This window comes from Anabaena subtropica FACHB-260 (genome assembly GCF_014697105.1).
GTDB lineage: Bacteria > Cyanobacteriota > Cyanobacteriia > Cyanobacteriales > Nostocaceae > Trichormus > Trichormus subtropicus.
Genome location: NZ_JACJRF010000018.1, coordinates 1 through 17,648 on the forward strand (window position 1 = coordinate 1; position 17,648 = coordinate 17,648).

At 41.5% G+C, this 17,648-nt stretch carries 13 protein-coding genes and 1 tRNA gene; 4 read left to right on the forward strand and 10 right to left on the reverse strand.

Features of this window, described 5'->3' with window-relative positions; all coding sequences use genetic code 11:
* Nucleotides 1–668 precede the first annotated feature (668 nt).
* The 4 genes from H6G18_RS12230 to H6G18_RS12245 all read left to right on the forward strand — a co-directional run bounded on the left by H6G18_RS12230 (nt 669) and on the right by H6G18_RS12245 (nt 7,030).
* Complete coding sequence (locus H6G18_RS12230; RefSeq protein WP_190407375.1) at nt 669–1,466, forward strand: TIGR00297 family protein; 798 nt, start codon at nt 669–671, stop codon at nt 1,464–1,466.
* Nucleotides 1,467–1,760: 294 nt separating this feature from the next.
* Complete coding sequence (locus tag H6G18_RS12235) at nt 1,761–2,519, forward strand: peptidylprolyl isomerase (RefSeq protein ID WP_190407376.1); 759 nt, start codon at nt 1,761–1,763, stop codon at nt 2,517–2,519.
* Nucleotides 2,468–5,152 (forward strand): type I secretion system permease/ATPase, encoded by a 2,685-nt coding sequence (locus H6G18_RS12240; RefSeq protein ID WP_190407377.1) that lies wholly within the window; start codon nt 2,468–2,470, stop codon nt 5,150–5,152. The genes H6G18_RS12235 and H6G18_RS12240 overlap by 52 nt, the downstream gene beginning before the upstream one ends.
* 411 nt (nt 5,153–5,563) lie before the next feature.
* Complete coding sequence (locus tag H6G18_RS12245) at nt 5,564–7,030, forward strand: S8 family peptidase (protein ID WP_190407378.1); 1,467 nt, start codon at nt 5,564–5,566, stop codon at nt 7,028–7,030.
* A 69-nt stretch (nt 7,031–7,099) separates the two neighbouring features.
* Here H6G18_RS12245 and H6G18_RS12250 read toward each other — a convergent pair whose 3' ends face one another.
* The 10 genes from H6G18_RS12250 to psbZ form a co-directional block, all read right to left on the reverse strand.
* Nucleotides 7,100–7,690, reverse strand: coding sequence for a prolyl hydroxylase family protein (locus H6G18_RS12250; RefSeq protein WP_190407379.1), 591 nt, complete (start codon nt 7,688–7,690; stop codon nt 7,100–7,102).
* Between the two features lie 109 nt (nt 7,691–7,799).
* On the reverse strand, nt 7,800–9,599 hold the full coding sequence (locus tag H6G18_RS12255; protein ID WP_190407380.1) for a serine/threonine-protein kinase: 1,800 nt from the start codon (nt 9,597–9,599) through the stop codon (nt 7,800–7,802).
* Between the two features lie 179 nt (nt 9,600–9,778).
* Nucleotides 9,779–11,440, reverse strand: a complete 1,662-nt coding sequence (locus tag H6G18_RS12260; protein WP_190407381.1) for a serine/threonine-protein kinase — start codon at nt 11,438–11,440, stop codon at nt 9,779–9,781.
* Between the two features lie 168 nt (nt 11,441–11,608).
* Nucleotides 11,609–13,078: a protein kinase domain-containing protein gene (locus H6G18_RS12265; RefSeq protein ID WP_190407382.1), complete on the reverse strand. Its 1,470-nt coding sequence runs from the start codon at nt 13,076–13,078 to the stop codon at nt 11,609–11,611.
* Between the two features lie 35 nt (nt 13,079–13,113).
* Entirely contained in the window at nt 13,114–13,659 is a 546-nt protein-coding gene (locus H6G18_RS12270; RefSeq protein WP_190407383.1) for a GIY-YIG nuclease family protein, read from the reverse strand.
* A 328-nt stretch (nt 13,660–13,987) separates the two neighbouring features.
* Nucleotides 13,988–15,253 (reverse strand): glutamate-5-semialdehyde dehydrogenase, encoded by a 1,266-nt coding sequence (locus H6G18_RS12275; protein WP_190407384.1) that lies wholly within the window; start codon nt 15,251–15,253, stop codon nt 13,988–13,990.
* Nucleotides 15,254–15,257: 4 nt separating this feature from the next.
* On the reverse strand, nt 15,258–15,665 hold the full coding sequence (locus H6G18_RS12280) for a hypothetical protein (RefSeq protein ID WP_190407385.1): 408 nt from the start codon (nt 15,663–15,665) through the stop codon (nt 15,258–15,260).
* A 672-nt stretch (nt 15,666–16,337) separates the two neighbouring features.
* Nucleotides 16,338–16,409: transfer RNA gene (locus tag H6G18_RS12285), tRNA-Gly, on the reverse strand.
* Nucleotides 16,410–16,574: 165 nt separating this feature from the next.
* Nucleotides 16,575–17,150 (reverse strand): 6,7-dimethyl-8-ribityllumazine synthase, encoded by a 576-nt coding sequence (gene ribH / locus H6G18_RS12290; RefSeq protein WP_190407386.1) that lies wholly within the window; start codon nt 17,148–17,150, stop codon nt 16,575–16,577.
* Nucleotides 17,151–17,343: 193 nt separating this feature from the next.
* On the reverse strand, nt 17,344–17,532 hold the full coding sequence (gene psbZ / locus H6G18_RS12295; protein ID WP_190407387.1) for a photosystem II reaction center protein PsbZ: 189 nt from the start codon (nt 17,530–17,532) through the stop codon (nt 17,344–17,346).
* Nucleotides 17,533–17,648 lie beyond the last annotated feature (116 nt).

A 17,648-nucleotide genomic window follows, 5' to 3' on the forward strand; every position in this document is an offset into this window, starting at 1 on the left:
GTAATGAGTAATGAGTAATGAGTAATGAGTAATGAGTAATGAGTAATGAGTAATGAGTAATGAGTAATGAGTAATGAGTAATGAGTAATGAGTAATGAGTAATGAGTGACGAGTGATGAGTAATGAGTGACGAGTGATTAGTGATGAGTGATGAGTTGTGATTCCTAATTCACATTAGGCATAAATTGGGATCTGGGGAATAGGGATCTCACAGGTGTAAGTTTTTACCCTTTGTTTGTACCTAAAATATGGTTTTAGGGTGTAGGGGTTGATAAAACTATGATTCTGTAGTTGGTTTTATAGTCATCACTCATTCCTTAGTTAAAAACTTGTCAGAGCATGGGGAGTTGAGAATAAGAGGTTTTGTTAAATAAGATGCGTTTTAAATTTTGATAGTAGTTAATTGAAATACAGTTTTTCATGAATTTAGCTTATATCCTGATGACGATGTTTGCATGAATCATTAGTGATTGCTCATTTTCCCCTCTCCCCACTTTATGAACCAAATTTATTCATGGTTTTTTGCCTGTTGATGGTTAACTCCACCCGTAAAGGGAAAATAAACTATGCACTCTTGGGATGAGGGGGTATCAGAAAATTAACCACAGAAGTCCTAAAATTAGTTATTCTTTTGATATCCTGGCAAAACTACTCGTGGTTTTTGGCTGATGTTGTCATTTATTAGCTCTGCAAATCCTTGGTTAGTGGGAGTAGGACTAAATACAATTTTATTGAGTTTAGTCTGGTTCGCTCCTAAAAAACTACTGACCCCTGCTGGTGTGTTTCACGCTTGGTTATTGGGCATACTGATTTGGGGTATTTTAGGCTGGCAGGGATACGTAGTAGTGATGTTCTATTTTCTTGTGGGTTCCGGTGTCACACGCATTGGTATGGCACAAAAAGAAGCCCTTGGGATTGCTGAAAAGCGTTCGGGAGCAAGAGGCCCGGAAAATGTTTGGGGTTCTGCTTTAACTGCGGCGCTGTGTGCTTTAGGTATAGGAATTATTAATGCTGAACTTTTCTCACTTAGTCCCCAATCTCTAGTTCCTAGTGTCCAGTCCCTATTATTATTAGGTTACGTCGCCAGCTTTAGCACAAAACTTTCTGACACCTGTGCCAGTGAAGTGGGTAAAGCTTACGGTAAAAGCACTTTCTTGATTACTACCTTGCAACCGGTTCCCAGAGGTACAGAGGGTGCTGTGAGTTTAGAGGGGACTTTAGCTGGTGTGGTGGGTTCAGTGGCGATCGCTATTATAGGTTGGGGTGTCGGTTTAATTTCACCCTTGGGAATTGTTTGGTGTGTGCTGGCTGCTTTGATTGCCACTAATTTAGAAAGTGTGATTGGTGCAACCCTACAATCAAAATATACCTGGTTAACTAATGAAATTGTTAATATTCTTAATACCTTAATTGGTGCGATCGCTGCGATGTTAGTTGCCTTTATTTGGGCAAGCTCTTTTAGTTAGGGAGTAGAAGAGGCAGGGGAGCAGGGGGAAATCAAAAGAATTATTTTACTCCTAAACTCATCACAGGCTGAACGCGCCGCCACCGCTAACAAACAGGACTCAGATTACTAACGATAACTATGCTTCAAGTCGCTTTCAACTTCATATCTGGAGTTGAAAACTATAGCCATGTAAATTAATGTCAATTGAAATAGAAAATTCAATTATTATTAAATATTTTTATTTCTGAAAGTTGCCATTACTTATTTCTAGTCAATAGAATTTTATTTTTAGCTGTTTTTACCAGGTGATCTCATGGAAACTCTATCCTTTTTGAGTATTGATGACCAACCAATTTCGATTGAACAAACCATAAAATATCTGCAATCTTCAGGGAAGTTGGGTCAATTCATTAGTGATGTCCTCCGTCAGTATGTCATTGAGCAAGAAATCGCAGGGCGAGAGGATGTAGAAATTAATCCAGCCTTAACCGAACAAACAGTGATTGATTTTCGCCTCAAAAATCAACTAGCAGACCCCCAAGCTTTTCAGGAATGGTTAACGAAAAATGGTACAGACTATCCCAGGTTCCATGCTTCAATTAGTTTCAACTTTAAGTTAGAAAGATTAAAAACTTTGGTGACAGAAACCAAACTACCAGAATATTTTATTGAACAGAAGATTTTTCTGGATCGGGTGGTAATATCGCGGATTGTAGTGGATAGTCGAGAATTGGCAGAAGAATTACAACTGCAAATTGCCGAAGGAGGTAGTTTTGAACAATTAGCTAAAGAGTATTCTGTATTAGACGATCGCCTCGTTAATGGCATGATGGGGCCAATTAGTCGGGGAACTATGCCAGATAAATTGCGGGCGACTGTTGATGCGGCTAGTCCTGGTCAATTAGTCGGGCCTATAGAAATTGATGGACGTTATGGTTTGTTTCGAGTAGAACAATTTTTACCAGCGTCTTTAGATGATATTCAGCTCAAGCAAGCATTACAAAACGAATTATTTGAAAAATGGTTAGCAGAGAAAATTCAAAAGCTGACAGTGAAATTACAAGTGAGTTAAAACTTCTGGATAATGAATCACTAAAAATCAAAGTGCTAGCTGCCATACCTTGGAATCAACCTCCCCTAAATTGGCTCACTCCTGAGCAAAGATCCCTCTTAGAGGAGCGTTTAGAAATCCGTCGTTATCGACTGGGAGAAAAAATCTGGTCAAGCGAAGCGGGTGGTTATCAGTTTTTCCTTGTGACTGGGAAAGTCCGTTTGCGGGAGGAAGGAAGCGGTCAATCCTTAGCAGCCATCCAGATGGGTGATTGGTTTGGTGATTTACAAAAGCTACCCGGAGAATACAAAGCCGTAGCTGCTAGTAAAGAAGTGATAGTAGCTTGTTGGGATACACATCTGTGGGCAGAAATATCCACCCCAGCAATGGAGGATTTCTGGTTGGGATTGGCTCAACAGGATAATACAGCAATTGAGAATGAGGTGACATCTGTTCAGTCTCCCATTTTGCAACAACCTCCTACTCCTCCAGAACAGACAACTCCGCAAATTCCTACACCTGTCACACTCAGTTATCCTTTTGTTAGCAGTTGGAATACAGGTGCGGCTTGTTTAACAATGGCATCTCAGCACCTGGAAAATCCTGTGAACTTGGAATGGGTACAACGCCAACTCAGGGGTCAACGTCCCAAGCAAGTTGTAGAAGCGGGAGAAAAGTTAGGTTTAGTTCTGCGAAGAGTGCAAATAACTTGGGCTGAGTTGCGACAGCTAACCTTCCCAGCTTTGTTGCAGTTGCAAACCGAGTCAGTTCCTCAACCTTCTTGGGTTATTGCCTATGGGATAAAAGGCGATCGCTTAATTATTGCTAATCCCTTAAATCCTGATAATCTTTGTGAAAGTGTACCACAATCGATCATAGAGCAATGCTGGGATGGTCAGTTGTGGCAAGTAGAACTGATATCCAAACAAGAAAAATTTAACCTGAATTGGTTTACCCCAGCAGTTTGGAAATATCGCAAGCTGTTAACAGAAGTATTATTAGCGTCTTTTACATTGCAGCTATTGGGTTTAGGAACGCCACTAATTACCCAGGTGGTTATCGATAAAGTCATGGTACAAGAGAGTTTACCAACTCTCGATGTCATGGCGATCGCACTTTTGTTAATCGCTGTATTTGAGTCGATACTGGGGATTCTGCGGTTATTTATCTTTACCCACACAGCCAGGCGTCTAGATTTAAGCTTATCAGCACAATTATTCCGCCATCTGATGCGCCTACCCTTGGCTTATTTTGAGTCACGGCGTGTAGGTGATACAGTAGCTAGAGTCCAGGAACTGGAACAAATTCGCCAGTTTCTCACAGGTACAGCATTAACTGTAATTTTAGATAGCATCTTTGCCGTCGTCTATTTGGCATTGATGTTTTATTACAATATTCCTCTGACTTTTGTAGCCTTAGCAGTGTTACCCTTATTTGCCACACTGACTATAGTTGCCACACCAATTTTACGTAACTGGCTAAACGAAACCTTTAACCGCAGTGCTGACAGCCAATCATTCTTAGTAGAAACAGTTACAGGTATCCATTCTGTCAAAGCTCATGCAGCTGAATCAGTAGCACGCGATCGCTGGGAAGGTTTATTTGCTCGTTTTGTGCGTACTGGTTTCAAAGCTTCGACCACATCTAACATTAGCAGTAATATTGGTGACTTTCTCACTAATTTTTCTTCCTTACTAATTCTCTGGTTTGGTGCAAAATTAGTTATTGACCAAAAACTGACAATTGGTCAATTGGTAGCCTTTCAAATGCTTTCTGGCAGGGTTACAGGGCCACTTTTGCGCCTAGTACAGTTATGGCAAAACCTGCAACAAGTCCTACTTTCTGTAGACCGGATTGGTGATATTCTCAACGTTGCCCCTGAAGCAGAGATGGGGACTGGTTTAGTTTTACCACCACTGAAAGGTCAAGTTAACTTTGAGCAGGTGTTTTTCCGTTACAAAAGCAATACAGAACCAGTCCTGCGAGGCATTTCTTTTAATGTGGAACCAGGGCAATTTGTGGGAATTGTTGGACGCAGTGGTTCTGGGAAAAGTACCCTGTCTAAGTTGCTGCAAAGACTTTATCAAATTGAATCAGGACGCATCCTCATTGATGGTTTTGATATCAAGAGCGCAGATTTAGCGTCCTTAAGACAACAAATTGGCGTAGTTCTCCAAGAAGACTTTTTATTTAATGGTTCCGTCTTGGAAAATATCACCCTTGGTAATCCTGATATTACTGCCGAGCAGGTAGTAGAAGCCGCTAGACTAGCCGTAGCCCACGACTTTATTAGTCAATTGCCGTATGGTTACGAAACTAACGTAGGAGAAAGGGGTACAGCTTTATCTGGCGGACAAAGACAACGCATTGCTTTGGCGAGGTTGTTTCTCTGCGACGCACCGATTTTAGTGTTAGATGAAGCTACCAGCGCCTTAGATAGTGAAACTGAACAACAAGTTTTGCAAAATCTGCAAACAATTTCCGCCAACCGGACTGTATTCCTGATTGCTCACCGCTTTGCACCCTTGAAAAGAGCAGATCAAATTTTAGTTTTGGAACGAGGTGTGATTGCTGAACGGGGAACCCATCCAGAACTCTTGCAACAAAAAGGTTTGTATTGGTCACTGTATCAACGTCAACAAGCCAACGTGTAATCAATCTTGTGGGTTGGGGTGATAGTCGAACCTAACCCCAACCCATTCCTCAATAACGTTCGGTTAAGGTTATGGGTGAGCAGAAACGTTGCCTTGATTTATGTATTGCCAAGATTATTCAGGCCTTGAATAGTTTGATATTTAATGTGTCTTCCATTGTCATAAAAACCTCAATATTATAATTTTATTTTCGCAAAGTAAATACTCTCAAAAGTATGTTTTTGAGCAATCATAAATAAATAATTAAAATGTCCAAAGATATTTTTGGTAAAGAAAAAGGCATTTTACAAAATTAATTCATAGTAGTTATTGACTAGGAGGGCAAAGTCATTTACTGGAAACCTTAATTTTAAGGTTTTAACAATTAAAGCTGCAAAAAAAAACTTATATTTAGTTGAGGAGCAAATACCTATGCCCACAAATCAGAATCATCAAAATCCACTTTCAATTGACGGGCAAAATTCTCCTTACCTCTCCTCATCGGATGCTTTTAATACAGAAAATAATTATACTTTTAACTTAGGTTCTCGTAGTAGCTACACTTCAGATGTAGATGATAATACTATAGCTACCAGCACTAGCACTTATAACTCTACAGATGGTTATGGCTTAGTTAATGCTGGCGCAGCTGTATCTGAAGCGGCTGGACAGAATCCTTACGGTGATGTTCCTAACCTTGGCGGGAATAATTGGGGATTAGATATGATTAAAGCCCCAGAAGTCTGGGAAAATGGACATACTGGCCAAGGTGTGATTGTGGCGGTGATAGATACGGGCGTAGATATCAACCATCAGGATTTAGGCAATAATATCTGGACTAATACTAGAGAAATTCCTGGTAATGGCATAGATGATGATGGGAATGGCTATATAGATGATGTCCACGGTTGGAATTTTAACAACAACAATAACAACACCCTAGACAATAATGGACATGGAACTCATGTTGCGGGGATTATTGCTGGATCAAATAATGGTGTGGGTGTGACTGGTGTTGCTTATAATTCCCAGATTATGCCCATAAAAGTTTTGGATGAATCTGGCTCTGGTTCTTATAGTGCGATCGCTAACGGAATTTACTATGCTGTAGATAATGGTGCAAACGTCATTAACCTCAGTTTAGGTGGTAGTTTCTCCAATCGTACTCTCAAGTCTGCAATTGAATATGCCAGTAGCAAAGGGGTAGTTGTTGTTATGGCCGCAGGTAATAGTGGTGGTTCAACACCAGACTACCCTGCTCGTTATGCTAATCAAACAGGAATTGCCGTTGGCGCTGTAGATGCAAATGGTAATTTAACTAATTTCTCGAACCGTTCTGGTAATACAGAAATGGCTTATGTCACAGCCCCAGGACAAGGTATTTATTCCTCAGTACCAAATAATCAATATGCCAGTTATAACGGTACATCTATGGCAGCTCCTTATGTTGCTGGTGTAGTAGCTCTCATGCTGAGTGCTAACCCTAATTTAACTGAAGCCCAAGTACGTAATATTATTACCAGAACAGCAGGCAATAACAACAGCAACAGTACGCCCACAACCAACCCTGGCTTTGATTTTGGCCCTATTCTAGATGAATTCTTTGGCGGTTCAAGTGCAAAAAACACATTAACTAGTACCTCTAGCTTTAAGTATCAGTCTTTTGAACAGAACAACACTCTCACTGAAAGCTCAAATATCCCATCTGTAGTGTCTAATAATCAAACATCCACTATTTCCAACGTGGAGGTTACACGCCGATATTATCAAGACTCTGTAGCCAATAGCCTAGCCAACAGCCCAACTGATATCAATGACGATAATAATCTTGATTTTGGACAGTTAATCAATCAAATCGTTCGACAACTTGAGGAGTATCAAAGATTTTTAGGTATATGATTTAGTTGGAATTGCTAAATCACGATATTATCTTATCCTCGCGGGGGCGAAGCCCCCGCATCAGACTCTCTAATAGATTCTCGACTGTTGACGATACATGACATCTGACCGTAAAACATACTTTCGCCCTTGAATAACAGGAACACCTTCATGCACCAGCTCATGAACAAAACATAAAGCCATACCTGTGACTGGAACCACAGTAATATTAGATAATTCTTCATAGTAGCGAGGCGAAAGATGAAAACGGGTTTCACCACCTTCAAAACCTTCATTTAGGTAAATCATGAAAGTTAACAGACTTTCCTCCCCATTCGGTCGTCGATAACAACCGTCATGATGTATTGCAAATCTCTGCCCTGGATCATAGCGATAAAAACGAAAACGCTCATTTAATCCGACTGCTTGCCACCTGCCAATGGTCTTAGGAATATAATCTGACACACGCTGCCATAAGTCAAAAGCCCGTTGGTGATCATCGAGGATAACGCGCTCATTATTGCGGATATCAGGACGTATTTGCACACCTCGAATAGTATTGATCGGAGCCTTTGTATAACCAATACTTTCAGTTAAATTAATATACTCAGCACACTCTTGTGGTAGAAGAATATTGTCTAAAGTAAAAATTTCGTTGTTAAGCAGATTTTTTTTGATCATGGTTACAGCAGTTTGTAAACCAGTTTTTTGAATGTTCGGGGTCAACCAAATTGAGTGTAATAGCAATAAGAATTTGAAACAAGCAGAATAATCTTACTTTTGGTGTTTCCTAACATCGTTTTGCTGATGCAGGATTGACAAAATCATGTAAATCTGCTTCCCAAACACTGATGTAAATTAAATCGCAGTTCTGGCGCACAATTTGACCTTTAACTCCACCTGCGGTAAATCTAAAGTTATCTGACTGACGTTGTTGTATCTGTTCCAAACCCTGCTGGATTTTTGTACTAGATTGACCGCCTAACATCCCATTTAACGTAGCTTGCATGACTTCAGGGTCTACCGACTGAGCAAAAGATACCTCAGTTTGGCGTAGAACTCCAGAGTTGCGATCAAATAAGTAGCCTAAGTCAACTTGGTTTGGGATTAACCTATAAACTACAGCACGGGTATTGCCCCACAAGCCTCGTAAATCTCTATTTGGCTTGCCGAGTGAGGCTTCCACCGTGCTTCTTGCTGTGCCTGTGGGAAATGCGGGAACGCTTGGCCTAGTTGTATTGGCTTTGCTTGGCTGTGGTGGTTTTGTTTCTGGTAATGAATCTGGCTGAATTGGGGGTTCGGGAACAGGTTGATTTTCTGGTTCTGTTGTTGAGCTAGGTTGTGGTGCTGGCGTATCAGTGGTTATGGGTGTGTTGTCTGGTGTTGGTGTAAATGCTTCTGGGGAATTGGCGTTATCTTGGCGATTTTCCTGAGTTCTCGTGTCAGAAAAGACTGGTGGCTGAGTGGGAGTAGGAACACTAGGGGTGATAGGGGTGATGGGTTCAGGAATGGAACTCGGAGAGACTGGTGAGGGGAGAGGATTACTAACAACAGGTGTTTCCGATGGTGACTGGCGTGTAAGAGTAGACATTGCAACTCCAGCCATTAAACCACCGACTAATAAACTACCAAAGACCAAAATAGATTTTTGGCGATCGCTCTCTATCCACGGTAGGCGATCGCCTTGAGGTTTAATAGAGGGAACAGATAAGGCTTGGGTTTGTTGGGTTGGTGCAGTGGTGGGAGATACGCTAGGTTGAGTCGTCAAACCAGATGATAAAGCATACAGCATTTTACTAGCAGTACTGAAGCGATCGCCTGCCTGTGGTTTAATAGTTTGATTCAACACTGTTACAAATTGTGGCGAAACATGAGGAGCAAAGTTTTGCCAAAGAATTTCTCCTGTTTGCGGGTGAGTTGGCAATTCTTCAGGACTTTTACCAGTTAATAAATAAATTGCTGTCAAACCTAAGCTATAAATATCCGTGGCGTAAACAGGTCTACCTACAGCTTGTTCGCTCGGCATATATCCAGGTGTACCAATGACGAGCGATTGAGTAGCATATTTTGGAGAACTCACCACTGAACGAATCGTTTCCTTAACTGCACCAAAATCAATCAAAACTGGCTTTTGGTCAACATCACGGAGAATAATATTATCCGGCTTAATATCTCTGTGAATAATACCCTTACTGTGGACGTAATCTAAAACTGATAGCAGACTCAACAAAATTGCCCTAACAGTGCTTTCATTCTGATACCCTGTGGCTTCAACAAGACTTCTCAGGGTTTGACCATGAATCCATTCTTGCACAAGGTAAAACTGCCCATTTTCGGAGAAGTAAGCATGGAGTCGGGGAATTTGGTCACTGTGTTCGCCCAAAAACTCTAGAGTTGCTGCTTCCCTTTCAAACCGTTGTTGAATTATCTGATAAGTTTGTGGGTCATTGCTTATCGGTTTGAGTTGCTTAATCACGCAGCAACGACGAGAAGGCATATGAGTATCTTCCGCCAACCAGGTTTCTCCAAACCCCCCAGCACCGAGTACCTGAATAACTTGATAGCGATTGTTCAGCAGAATAGATGTCATGCAATGTTAAAAGTATCCGCCCTTTCTCAATTTACATCACGACGCGGCGATAGGTTATGTTCCTGCAATTTGGGGGTTATTTTTAAACGCAGAGGTACGCAAAGAAGTTACAAGAGAAATTCGCTTTGTCTGACTGACTGCATCGCTGGGCTAAACTTAGACTCAGATTACGAATTAACCTATCTAGCACCACTCACAACCCATCTGTTATTTCCTGCATCCCATAATAGGGAGAAACGCACAGAACTAGGTGATTGCTTGCCATTCTTCATAAAATATCGCAACTTGGCGTTAACTGTTGCTGTGTCTGCATTAGCTTGTTCCAAGGTTACTTGTTCAATATCTACATTTTGCACTTGTCCACCCCACCAATCAACATAGGAAAGATAACCTTTGGGGTGCAGCTTTCTATTATTTTGGAAACTGGGAGCTAACAGATTCCAGGCGGTATTATATTCACCTTGATTGATAGTTTCATAATAGTTTTGTACGGCTTCTTCTGGTGAAGGTCTATTTACTTCCGGTTGGTTTGCAACAGGAGTTTGTGATGGTGTAGTGGGTTCTGTGTTAATGGAAGTTTGGGAATCTAGGGGTGTGGTAAAAGGGCGTAAATTTCTGGGAAATTGGGAAGATTCTTGTGGTGTGGGGTTTTGAGTTGTATTTTGATTGGTGGATGTTTCAGATGGAGATGGTTCTACAGTCTGGGTGACATTGCTGTTAAGAGTGGATTCATTAGACGATGCCGTTGACTGGGTTACAGGCTGATTTGGTCTAGTGAGGGCAAAACCAACGACTACAGAAGCCCCAATCAAACCACCAGCAATTAGACTACTGAGGAGGATTCCTTTACTACCATTGTTTTGGGTTATGGGTTGAGGTGTTGGTGCAGTCCCTGGACTGACAGCAACTGTATTAGGTAGGTTTACAGCAGGCGATGCAGTTGCTACAGGTGGTTGTTGATAAGGAACTGTGGGCAATGATTGTGGTTGCTGATAAGCGACTGTGGGAGGGAAACTGACTACTCCTAATTGCAAGGCTTCGAGCATTTCTCTGGCCGTGGCGAAACGTTCTCGTGGGTGGTAGGCGATCGCTCGATCAATCACACCTGCTAATGTAGGACTTACACTCAAGGCGTGTCTATGCCAAATAATTTCTCCACTGCGGGGGTCTGTTTCTAATTCCTGTGGCTGTTTCCCTGTCAGCAAATAAATTGCTGTCATGGCTAAACTATATAAGTCACTCGAATAAACTGGTCTACCTGCTGCTTGCTCACTGGGCATATATCCGGGTGTTCCAATCACAATCGAGCTGGTAGTATTCCCTTGGGAATTTACGACTGTTCCCATCGATTCCCGTACTGCACCAAAATCAATTAGTACAGGCTTACCATCACGATGACGCAAAATAATATTGTCTGGTTTGATGTCGCGGTGAATGATGCGTTTAGAGTGGACATATTCTAATACAGGTAACAAATTTATCAAAATTTCCCGGACTGCACTTTCACTTAGTACTCCTTGCTGCCGGACTTTATCTGTGAGTGTATCCCCTTCAACCCACTCTTGGACTACATAAAATTGCGTATTAGATTGAAAATAAGCGTACAAGGTAGGGATTTGGTCTGCGTAGCTACCCAAATCTTCTAAAATTGCCGCTTCTCGTTGAAAACGCTCTTGTACTAGTTGGTAAATCTGGGGATTATTTTGAATCGGTCTGAGCTGTTTTACTACACAGCGACGGTTGGAGGGCATTTGGCTATCTTCTGCAAGGAATGTTTCCCCAAATCCACCACCACCTAAAGTCCGAATTACCCGATAACGATTATCTAACAGCGTTTCCATAACTTAGCGCCAAGCAGTACAAGAATAATTTTTATATACTTTACGTTTTACCGATTGTCAGTACTTGCTTAAAAATTGTTACTCAAATCTTAAGTTGAGCATTTCTCAAGCAGTCAACTAAATCAGGAGTGTTTAATCATGTAATAACTACACACATATCAGAGATGATTACTTAAAATGTCTCAGATTATAACGTTTTTGATATGCGGCAATATAGTCTACATTTCTCTGCTCTACTCTTGTGAGTAATCTTACAGGAAAATCTTTAGGTGAATATCTGGGGTTATACCAAGGTTGATTATTAAAGTAATTCTGTAAACCCTGAGTATCAAAACGGCGACCATGACGAGCGAAGATACTATTTCGCATAATATCTAAGGCGTAACCATTCTTACCATTTAAATCTGCGTCGGTTACAGCCCTTTGCGAAAGCCAAAAATAATTATTGTCAGTTGTGTTTACATCTATTGGTGTGGATGTAATAGAGGGAGAGGTTGGAGGGTTAATCTTTTGTATGGGAGGTTGGACAATAGGTGGTGTAGTGACTGGAGATTGAGACACCACAGAATTTGGTGTAACTACTGGTGTGACAGTTATTGATTTTACTGGAGAGGTGATATTCTGTTCAGCTACAGGTTGAGATGGTCTTGTAAAGACCAAGCCAGCAATTACCGATGCACCGATTAAACCGCCTGCAATCACACTACCTAAGAGGATACCTTTTTGATTGTTACCTGAAACACTCACTTGGGGAGCTACGGGAACAGTCGGCTGTGGTGGTGCAAAATAAGGCTGCGTGGGCGCAACAGGAGTGTTGATGCTTTGTAAACTATCTAACATGACTCTAGCAGTGGAGTAGCGATCGCGGGGATGATAGGCGATCGCTCGATCAAGTACACTGGCTAAAATAGAACTAATGTGACTGGCGTATTGTCGCCAAATCATTTCACCAGTCTGAGAGTCTATCTCTAATTGTTGTGGCTGTCTTCCAGTTAACAGATAAATTGCTGTCAGACCTAAACTATATAAATCACTAGAATATACTGGTCTACCAGCCGCCTGCTCACTGGGCATATATCCGGGTGTTCCAATCACAATCGAGCTGGTAGGATTACCTTGGGAATTTACGACTGTTCCCATTGATTCCCGCACTGCACCAAAATCAATCAGTACAGGTTTACCGTCACGATGACGCAGAATAATGTTGTCTGGTTTAATATCCCGGTGAACAATGTGCTGAGAATGGACGTATTCCAAAACAGGTAACAAATTTATCAACAGTTCTTGAATAGCACTTTCCGTCAATAACCCTTGCTGTTGCAATTTTGCTGTGAGAGTATCCCCTTCAATCCATTCTTGCACTAAATAAAATTGATCATTAGCTGAAAAGTAAGCATACAAGGCAGGAATTTGGTCAGTTGTACCACCCAGTTCTTCTAAAATTGCTGCTTCCCGTTGAAACCGTTCTTGTACTAGCTGGTATATTTGTGGGTTATTTTGAATCGGTCGTAATTGTTTGACTACACACAGCCGCTTGGAAGGCATATAACTATCTTCTGCAAGATAGGTTTCACCAAACCCACCAGCGCCGAGTGTGCGGATAACTTGATAGCGATCGTTCAACATCTGTATGCTCATAGCAGACTTCAAAAACTAGCTAGTTCAATATAATCTCATTTCAAATCTAGTAATCCTTCTTCCTTTAATTTTGGATGAAAACGCAATGGAGTTTTTAAACCACGTAATTCTAAAGCCGCTAAAATTTCCGCTTCCACTCGTCGAGCTACATTTTTGATAATTTTAATTTGTGTTAATTCATCATTGGTAGGTTTTTGATAATTTGCTTGTTCTTCATCTGTCATCAATGTTTTCACGTCTACAGGTTGTGACCATTTATCTTTTTGTTCTCCATTCCCCACAGGTATAGCAACATTTTCAGCCATCCAAGCTTTTTCAATATTTTCTAAAACTGTCCGACTAGGACGTTCAATGGTTTGAACTTTCACCCAGTAACATTGTTGTGGTTGACGGACTAAATGCTGTCTCAAACTCAAGTAAACATCACGGGAATATCCCACAAATTGCAATGTTTTTGCTTGGTCGAAAATTGCATATACTCCTATCTTTCCCTGATAATTTTCAGGTAATTGACCGTTTTCATCAATGTAGGGTATATATTCAAGATTGGCTAAATTATGAATATTAATTTCAGTCATCATAAATTTACTAGTTTACTTTTTTGTGCAAAACCCAAGCATTTCTCTACACGGGTATTCGATCAACTTATCATGACCTGCGATCGCCTGCTATGGTAGCACGGGACAAATCAATTCAAAATTACAAAACTCTTGGAGACTATTAACTAATCACCAGTCACCAATTAAGCAAGTCGGCGAGAAAAATCCAACTGATATGAAGAAATGTAAATGGTTGGTAGGGTGTTTTATGCCGTAGGCTAACGTACCTTGAATTGTTGACGGTGTGTTGCGCGACAACACTCCCTACATGAAAATTTCTTAACTATTGACTATGGACTATTGACTAAAACTAAAACCTGCCATTTCCCTGGATAATATGCTTGGCAGTAGTCAAGGTTTCTAAGCTGATAAATCCCCGGCGATGACCTTTTTGGTTAGACATACCTAAAAACACTGAATCACCTCGTGAAGGGTTGCGAGAGAAGCGGGGAGATGTGTTGATATAGGTGGAGGCGCTATTCACTCCTAAGGCAAACTGGCGACTTTCTTGATATGATTCAGTGGCGATGGAATCAGCATGACCGCTACTGTATTGATTTATCCAGGCGATCGCCCCATCTAAGCTATCTACCAGTTTAAATGCTACTGTTTTAGTTAAATAAGCGTTGCCCCATTCGTTATCTTTTGCCAACTGCAACTGAGGAAAAGCTTCTACTAGTTCCTCGTCGCCTTTAATCTCGAAACCTTTTTCTTTTAAGCTGTTCCATAATACGGCTAAAGATGATGGCACGGCTTGGCGATGAATTAGCACTTTCTCAATAGCGTTAACGGGATCGGGTTCGCTTTCATGGCTATCGAGAATCATCCAGCGTACCATCTCTAAGCTGCTATTTAACGACCAGTAGAGGTAACAGTTACCCATTGCTGACTTTAACACTGGACAAGTCGCTTGCCGCATGACCTGCTGTACTAAGCTGGTACGTCCATAGGGAATCACCAAGTTCACATATTGGTCTTGGGTGATTAAATCTCGCAGTGAACCTCCATGTTCTGTGGTGACTAGTTCTACACAGCCTGATGGTAGTCCAACTTCCACAATGGCATTTTGTAATGCTTCAACGATCGCTGCGTTAGAATGACTAGCTTCGGTACTACCCTTAAGGATGATACTATTACCAGTTTTAATACACAAACCTGCGGCGATCGCTCCTAAATCAGGAAACGCTTCATAAATAAAGCCAATTACTCCCAATGGCATTAACTGAGAATAACTCTGAGAATCTTCTGGTTGATAGTCGGCGTTTCTCACCCGGCGCAAGGGGTCGGATATTTCTCCCAACCTTTGGAGGATTTCTACTGTCGTCTCTAACCTAGTGGGGGTTAGCTTTAGCCAATCTAAAATCAAGTCTGGTACTGCCATTTCTCGACTGGCCTCTAGATCCAACGTATTGGCTTCTAAAATGTCGTCAAATGCCTGTTCTAGCGCCTGCGCCATTGCCAAAACAGCGCGACTACGGTCTACTCCCTTGGTAGTGCCTAACTTCAGGGAAGCTTGAAAAGCACGTTTGGCGCTTTTCATGGGTTCGGGATAATCTTCTAAAACTGCAACGGTCATTGAGTTATCGTCTGTAAGTAAGCCAGACCATGAGTGCTGGCAAAATCGCCAACAATACTGCCACCATTGCCCAAGCGATGATACTAGAACCATTGGCCAATCGCAGTGCTAATGGTAGCCATATAATCACTAGCACGAAAATAATGCCTAAGGCTATAGGTAAATAGCTTTCTCCCAATTTTGGGTGGACAACGTGCCAATTACCCCCTGTCCAACGCCAAGCACGTTTGTAGGGATAGGTTGTGGAAAGCTGTTCTAACACATGACCATTATCTTCTACGACAAAGATTTGCTGACAGCGATCGCAACCAAAGGCTTCTGTCAGCGTAATCGGTACTAACCGTCCTCGACGACGGCAAGGACACGGATATTCGGTGTTGAAGTCGATTTTTTCCGGTTTTTTAGATTGCACAAGCTTTATCAGCAATTCAAAATTTAAAATTTAAAACTGTCGCGTAGTGTCCCGCAAGGAAGAAACCCATACATGGTAATTAGTTTGAATTGTATGTATATGCGGATTAAAACTACGTTAACTTCTTGTTTAAAATTTTCTGCATTTTCATATCTAAGTTACACAATTAATGTATTGCTCTTCATTAGGCATTGATAGTGCAGGCATAAGGGGTATATTTTTAAGCTTACGTGGCGAACTCTCTGAAGACAACCCATTATGGCAAGCTGTGCTTAAATAAGTGCTTATTTAAGTTGCTCTTTAGTAACTAGCGACCAGACTCTGCCCCGCTTTTTCTGTGGAAAAATTCACAAATGGGCATCGCTATTCTTTTAAGGATGAACAGGATGATTCATTTACATCTTTGCAGCCATCTTTCCAGTATCAGGATTTCGTTCGAGCAGAAAACTATGGGTGCCTTTTCTTGGCGATCGCCAAGAGACAATCCTCAGTTTCCCTGACTATTCCTCGAAGTTTTTAGGCTGATTATGCACCTGATAACACCACTATCTACCTACCTACTATCTAGTGTAGTCCACCCTCTACAAAAACGATCCACTCAAACTACCAGCTATGGCAGTTATTTTCCTACATCGTTTTCCCAAGAGCTATGCTGACTTTACTTTTCTCACAAGCGGGTAACGCGATTCGAACGCGCGACATTCACCTTGGCAAGGTGACGCTCTACCACTGAGCTATACCCGCAAACTTCACTATATTTAACTATGCCAGATTAATTTTTATTTGTCAACTGTTTAAACTTAGAAATTTTGTTTGCTGAGTGCAAAATCTGGGAAGTGGGGACTAATTAATTCAAAATTCAAGAATTTCTTACTCAGCACTCATCACTCATCACTCAGCACTTTTTACTCAAACTACTTCTTCAGACTCTGCGGTTAAGTCGCCGACGTTAGCATTGGGGAATGCGGCTGGTAAGGATTGGGTGCGCGAGTAGGGATCACTCAAATTAGACCGCAATTGGCGCATAAGGCTAGCCATTTCTAGAGCATTCATAGCATAGTCCCAACCATGATTAGCCTTAATACCTGCCCTTTCTAAGGCTTGCTGCATAGTATCCACTGTCAAAATCCCAAAAATTACGGGTACTCCAGTCTGAAAACTAGCAGCCGCAATCCCTTTGGCTACCTCTGAAGATACGTAATCAAAATGGGGTGTTTGACCACGAATAACTGCACCAAGACAAATTACTGCGTCGTAACGATGGGTAAGGGCTAGTTGACGGGCAACCAGAGGCACTTCAAAACTCCCCGGAACCCAAACATAATCTACCTGACTTCCTTGGGGATCAGGATCTACACCGTGACGTTTTAAGCAATCTTGACATCCTGCTAGCAGCTTTGCAGTCACCAGGTCATTGAATCGACCAATCACTACCGCCAAGCGCAAAGGTTCTGTTTGAGTAAAAGTTCCCTCGAAAACTGCCATGACTCTACCTGAAATCTACTATACTTCTTGTCAATATACATTTGTTCTTTAAATGTTGAAGAGCAGGAGAACACAATTAGGTAAGAACAACAAGAAAAAGAGTGAATTTCTCTTGTATCGTTTACCTGTGTTGGTGGCTCTCCTGCCCTTGTAGTCTTGATATTATTTATCTGATCTAAGACAAAGCGATCGCCTAGACCACAAAAAAGTTTAACAGTCCGACTAACAGCACCAAGGCGATCCAAACACCAGAACCAACCCAGAGTAGCTTTTTCGATTCAACCCAGTTTTGCGGAGTGGCGTAAGCAACAGGCACACCCACGACTAGGACAAAAGACACAAACACAAGCGCTACCAAAGCAAATTGGAATATTATGGTCATTTTGACTTCTCCCAAGACAGCAACATACTAAAGAAAGTACTAAAAATAGAATATCGTAACTGGCGACACTGACAGTTTTTCCTTAATTGTAAGCTAGCAGAAATTGCGTCACTATA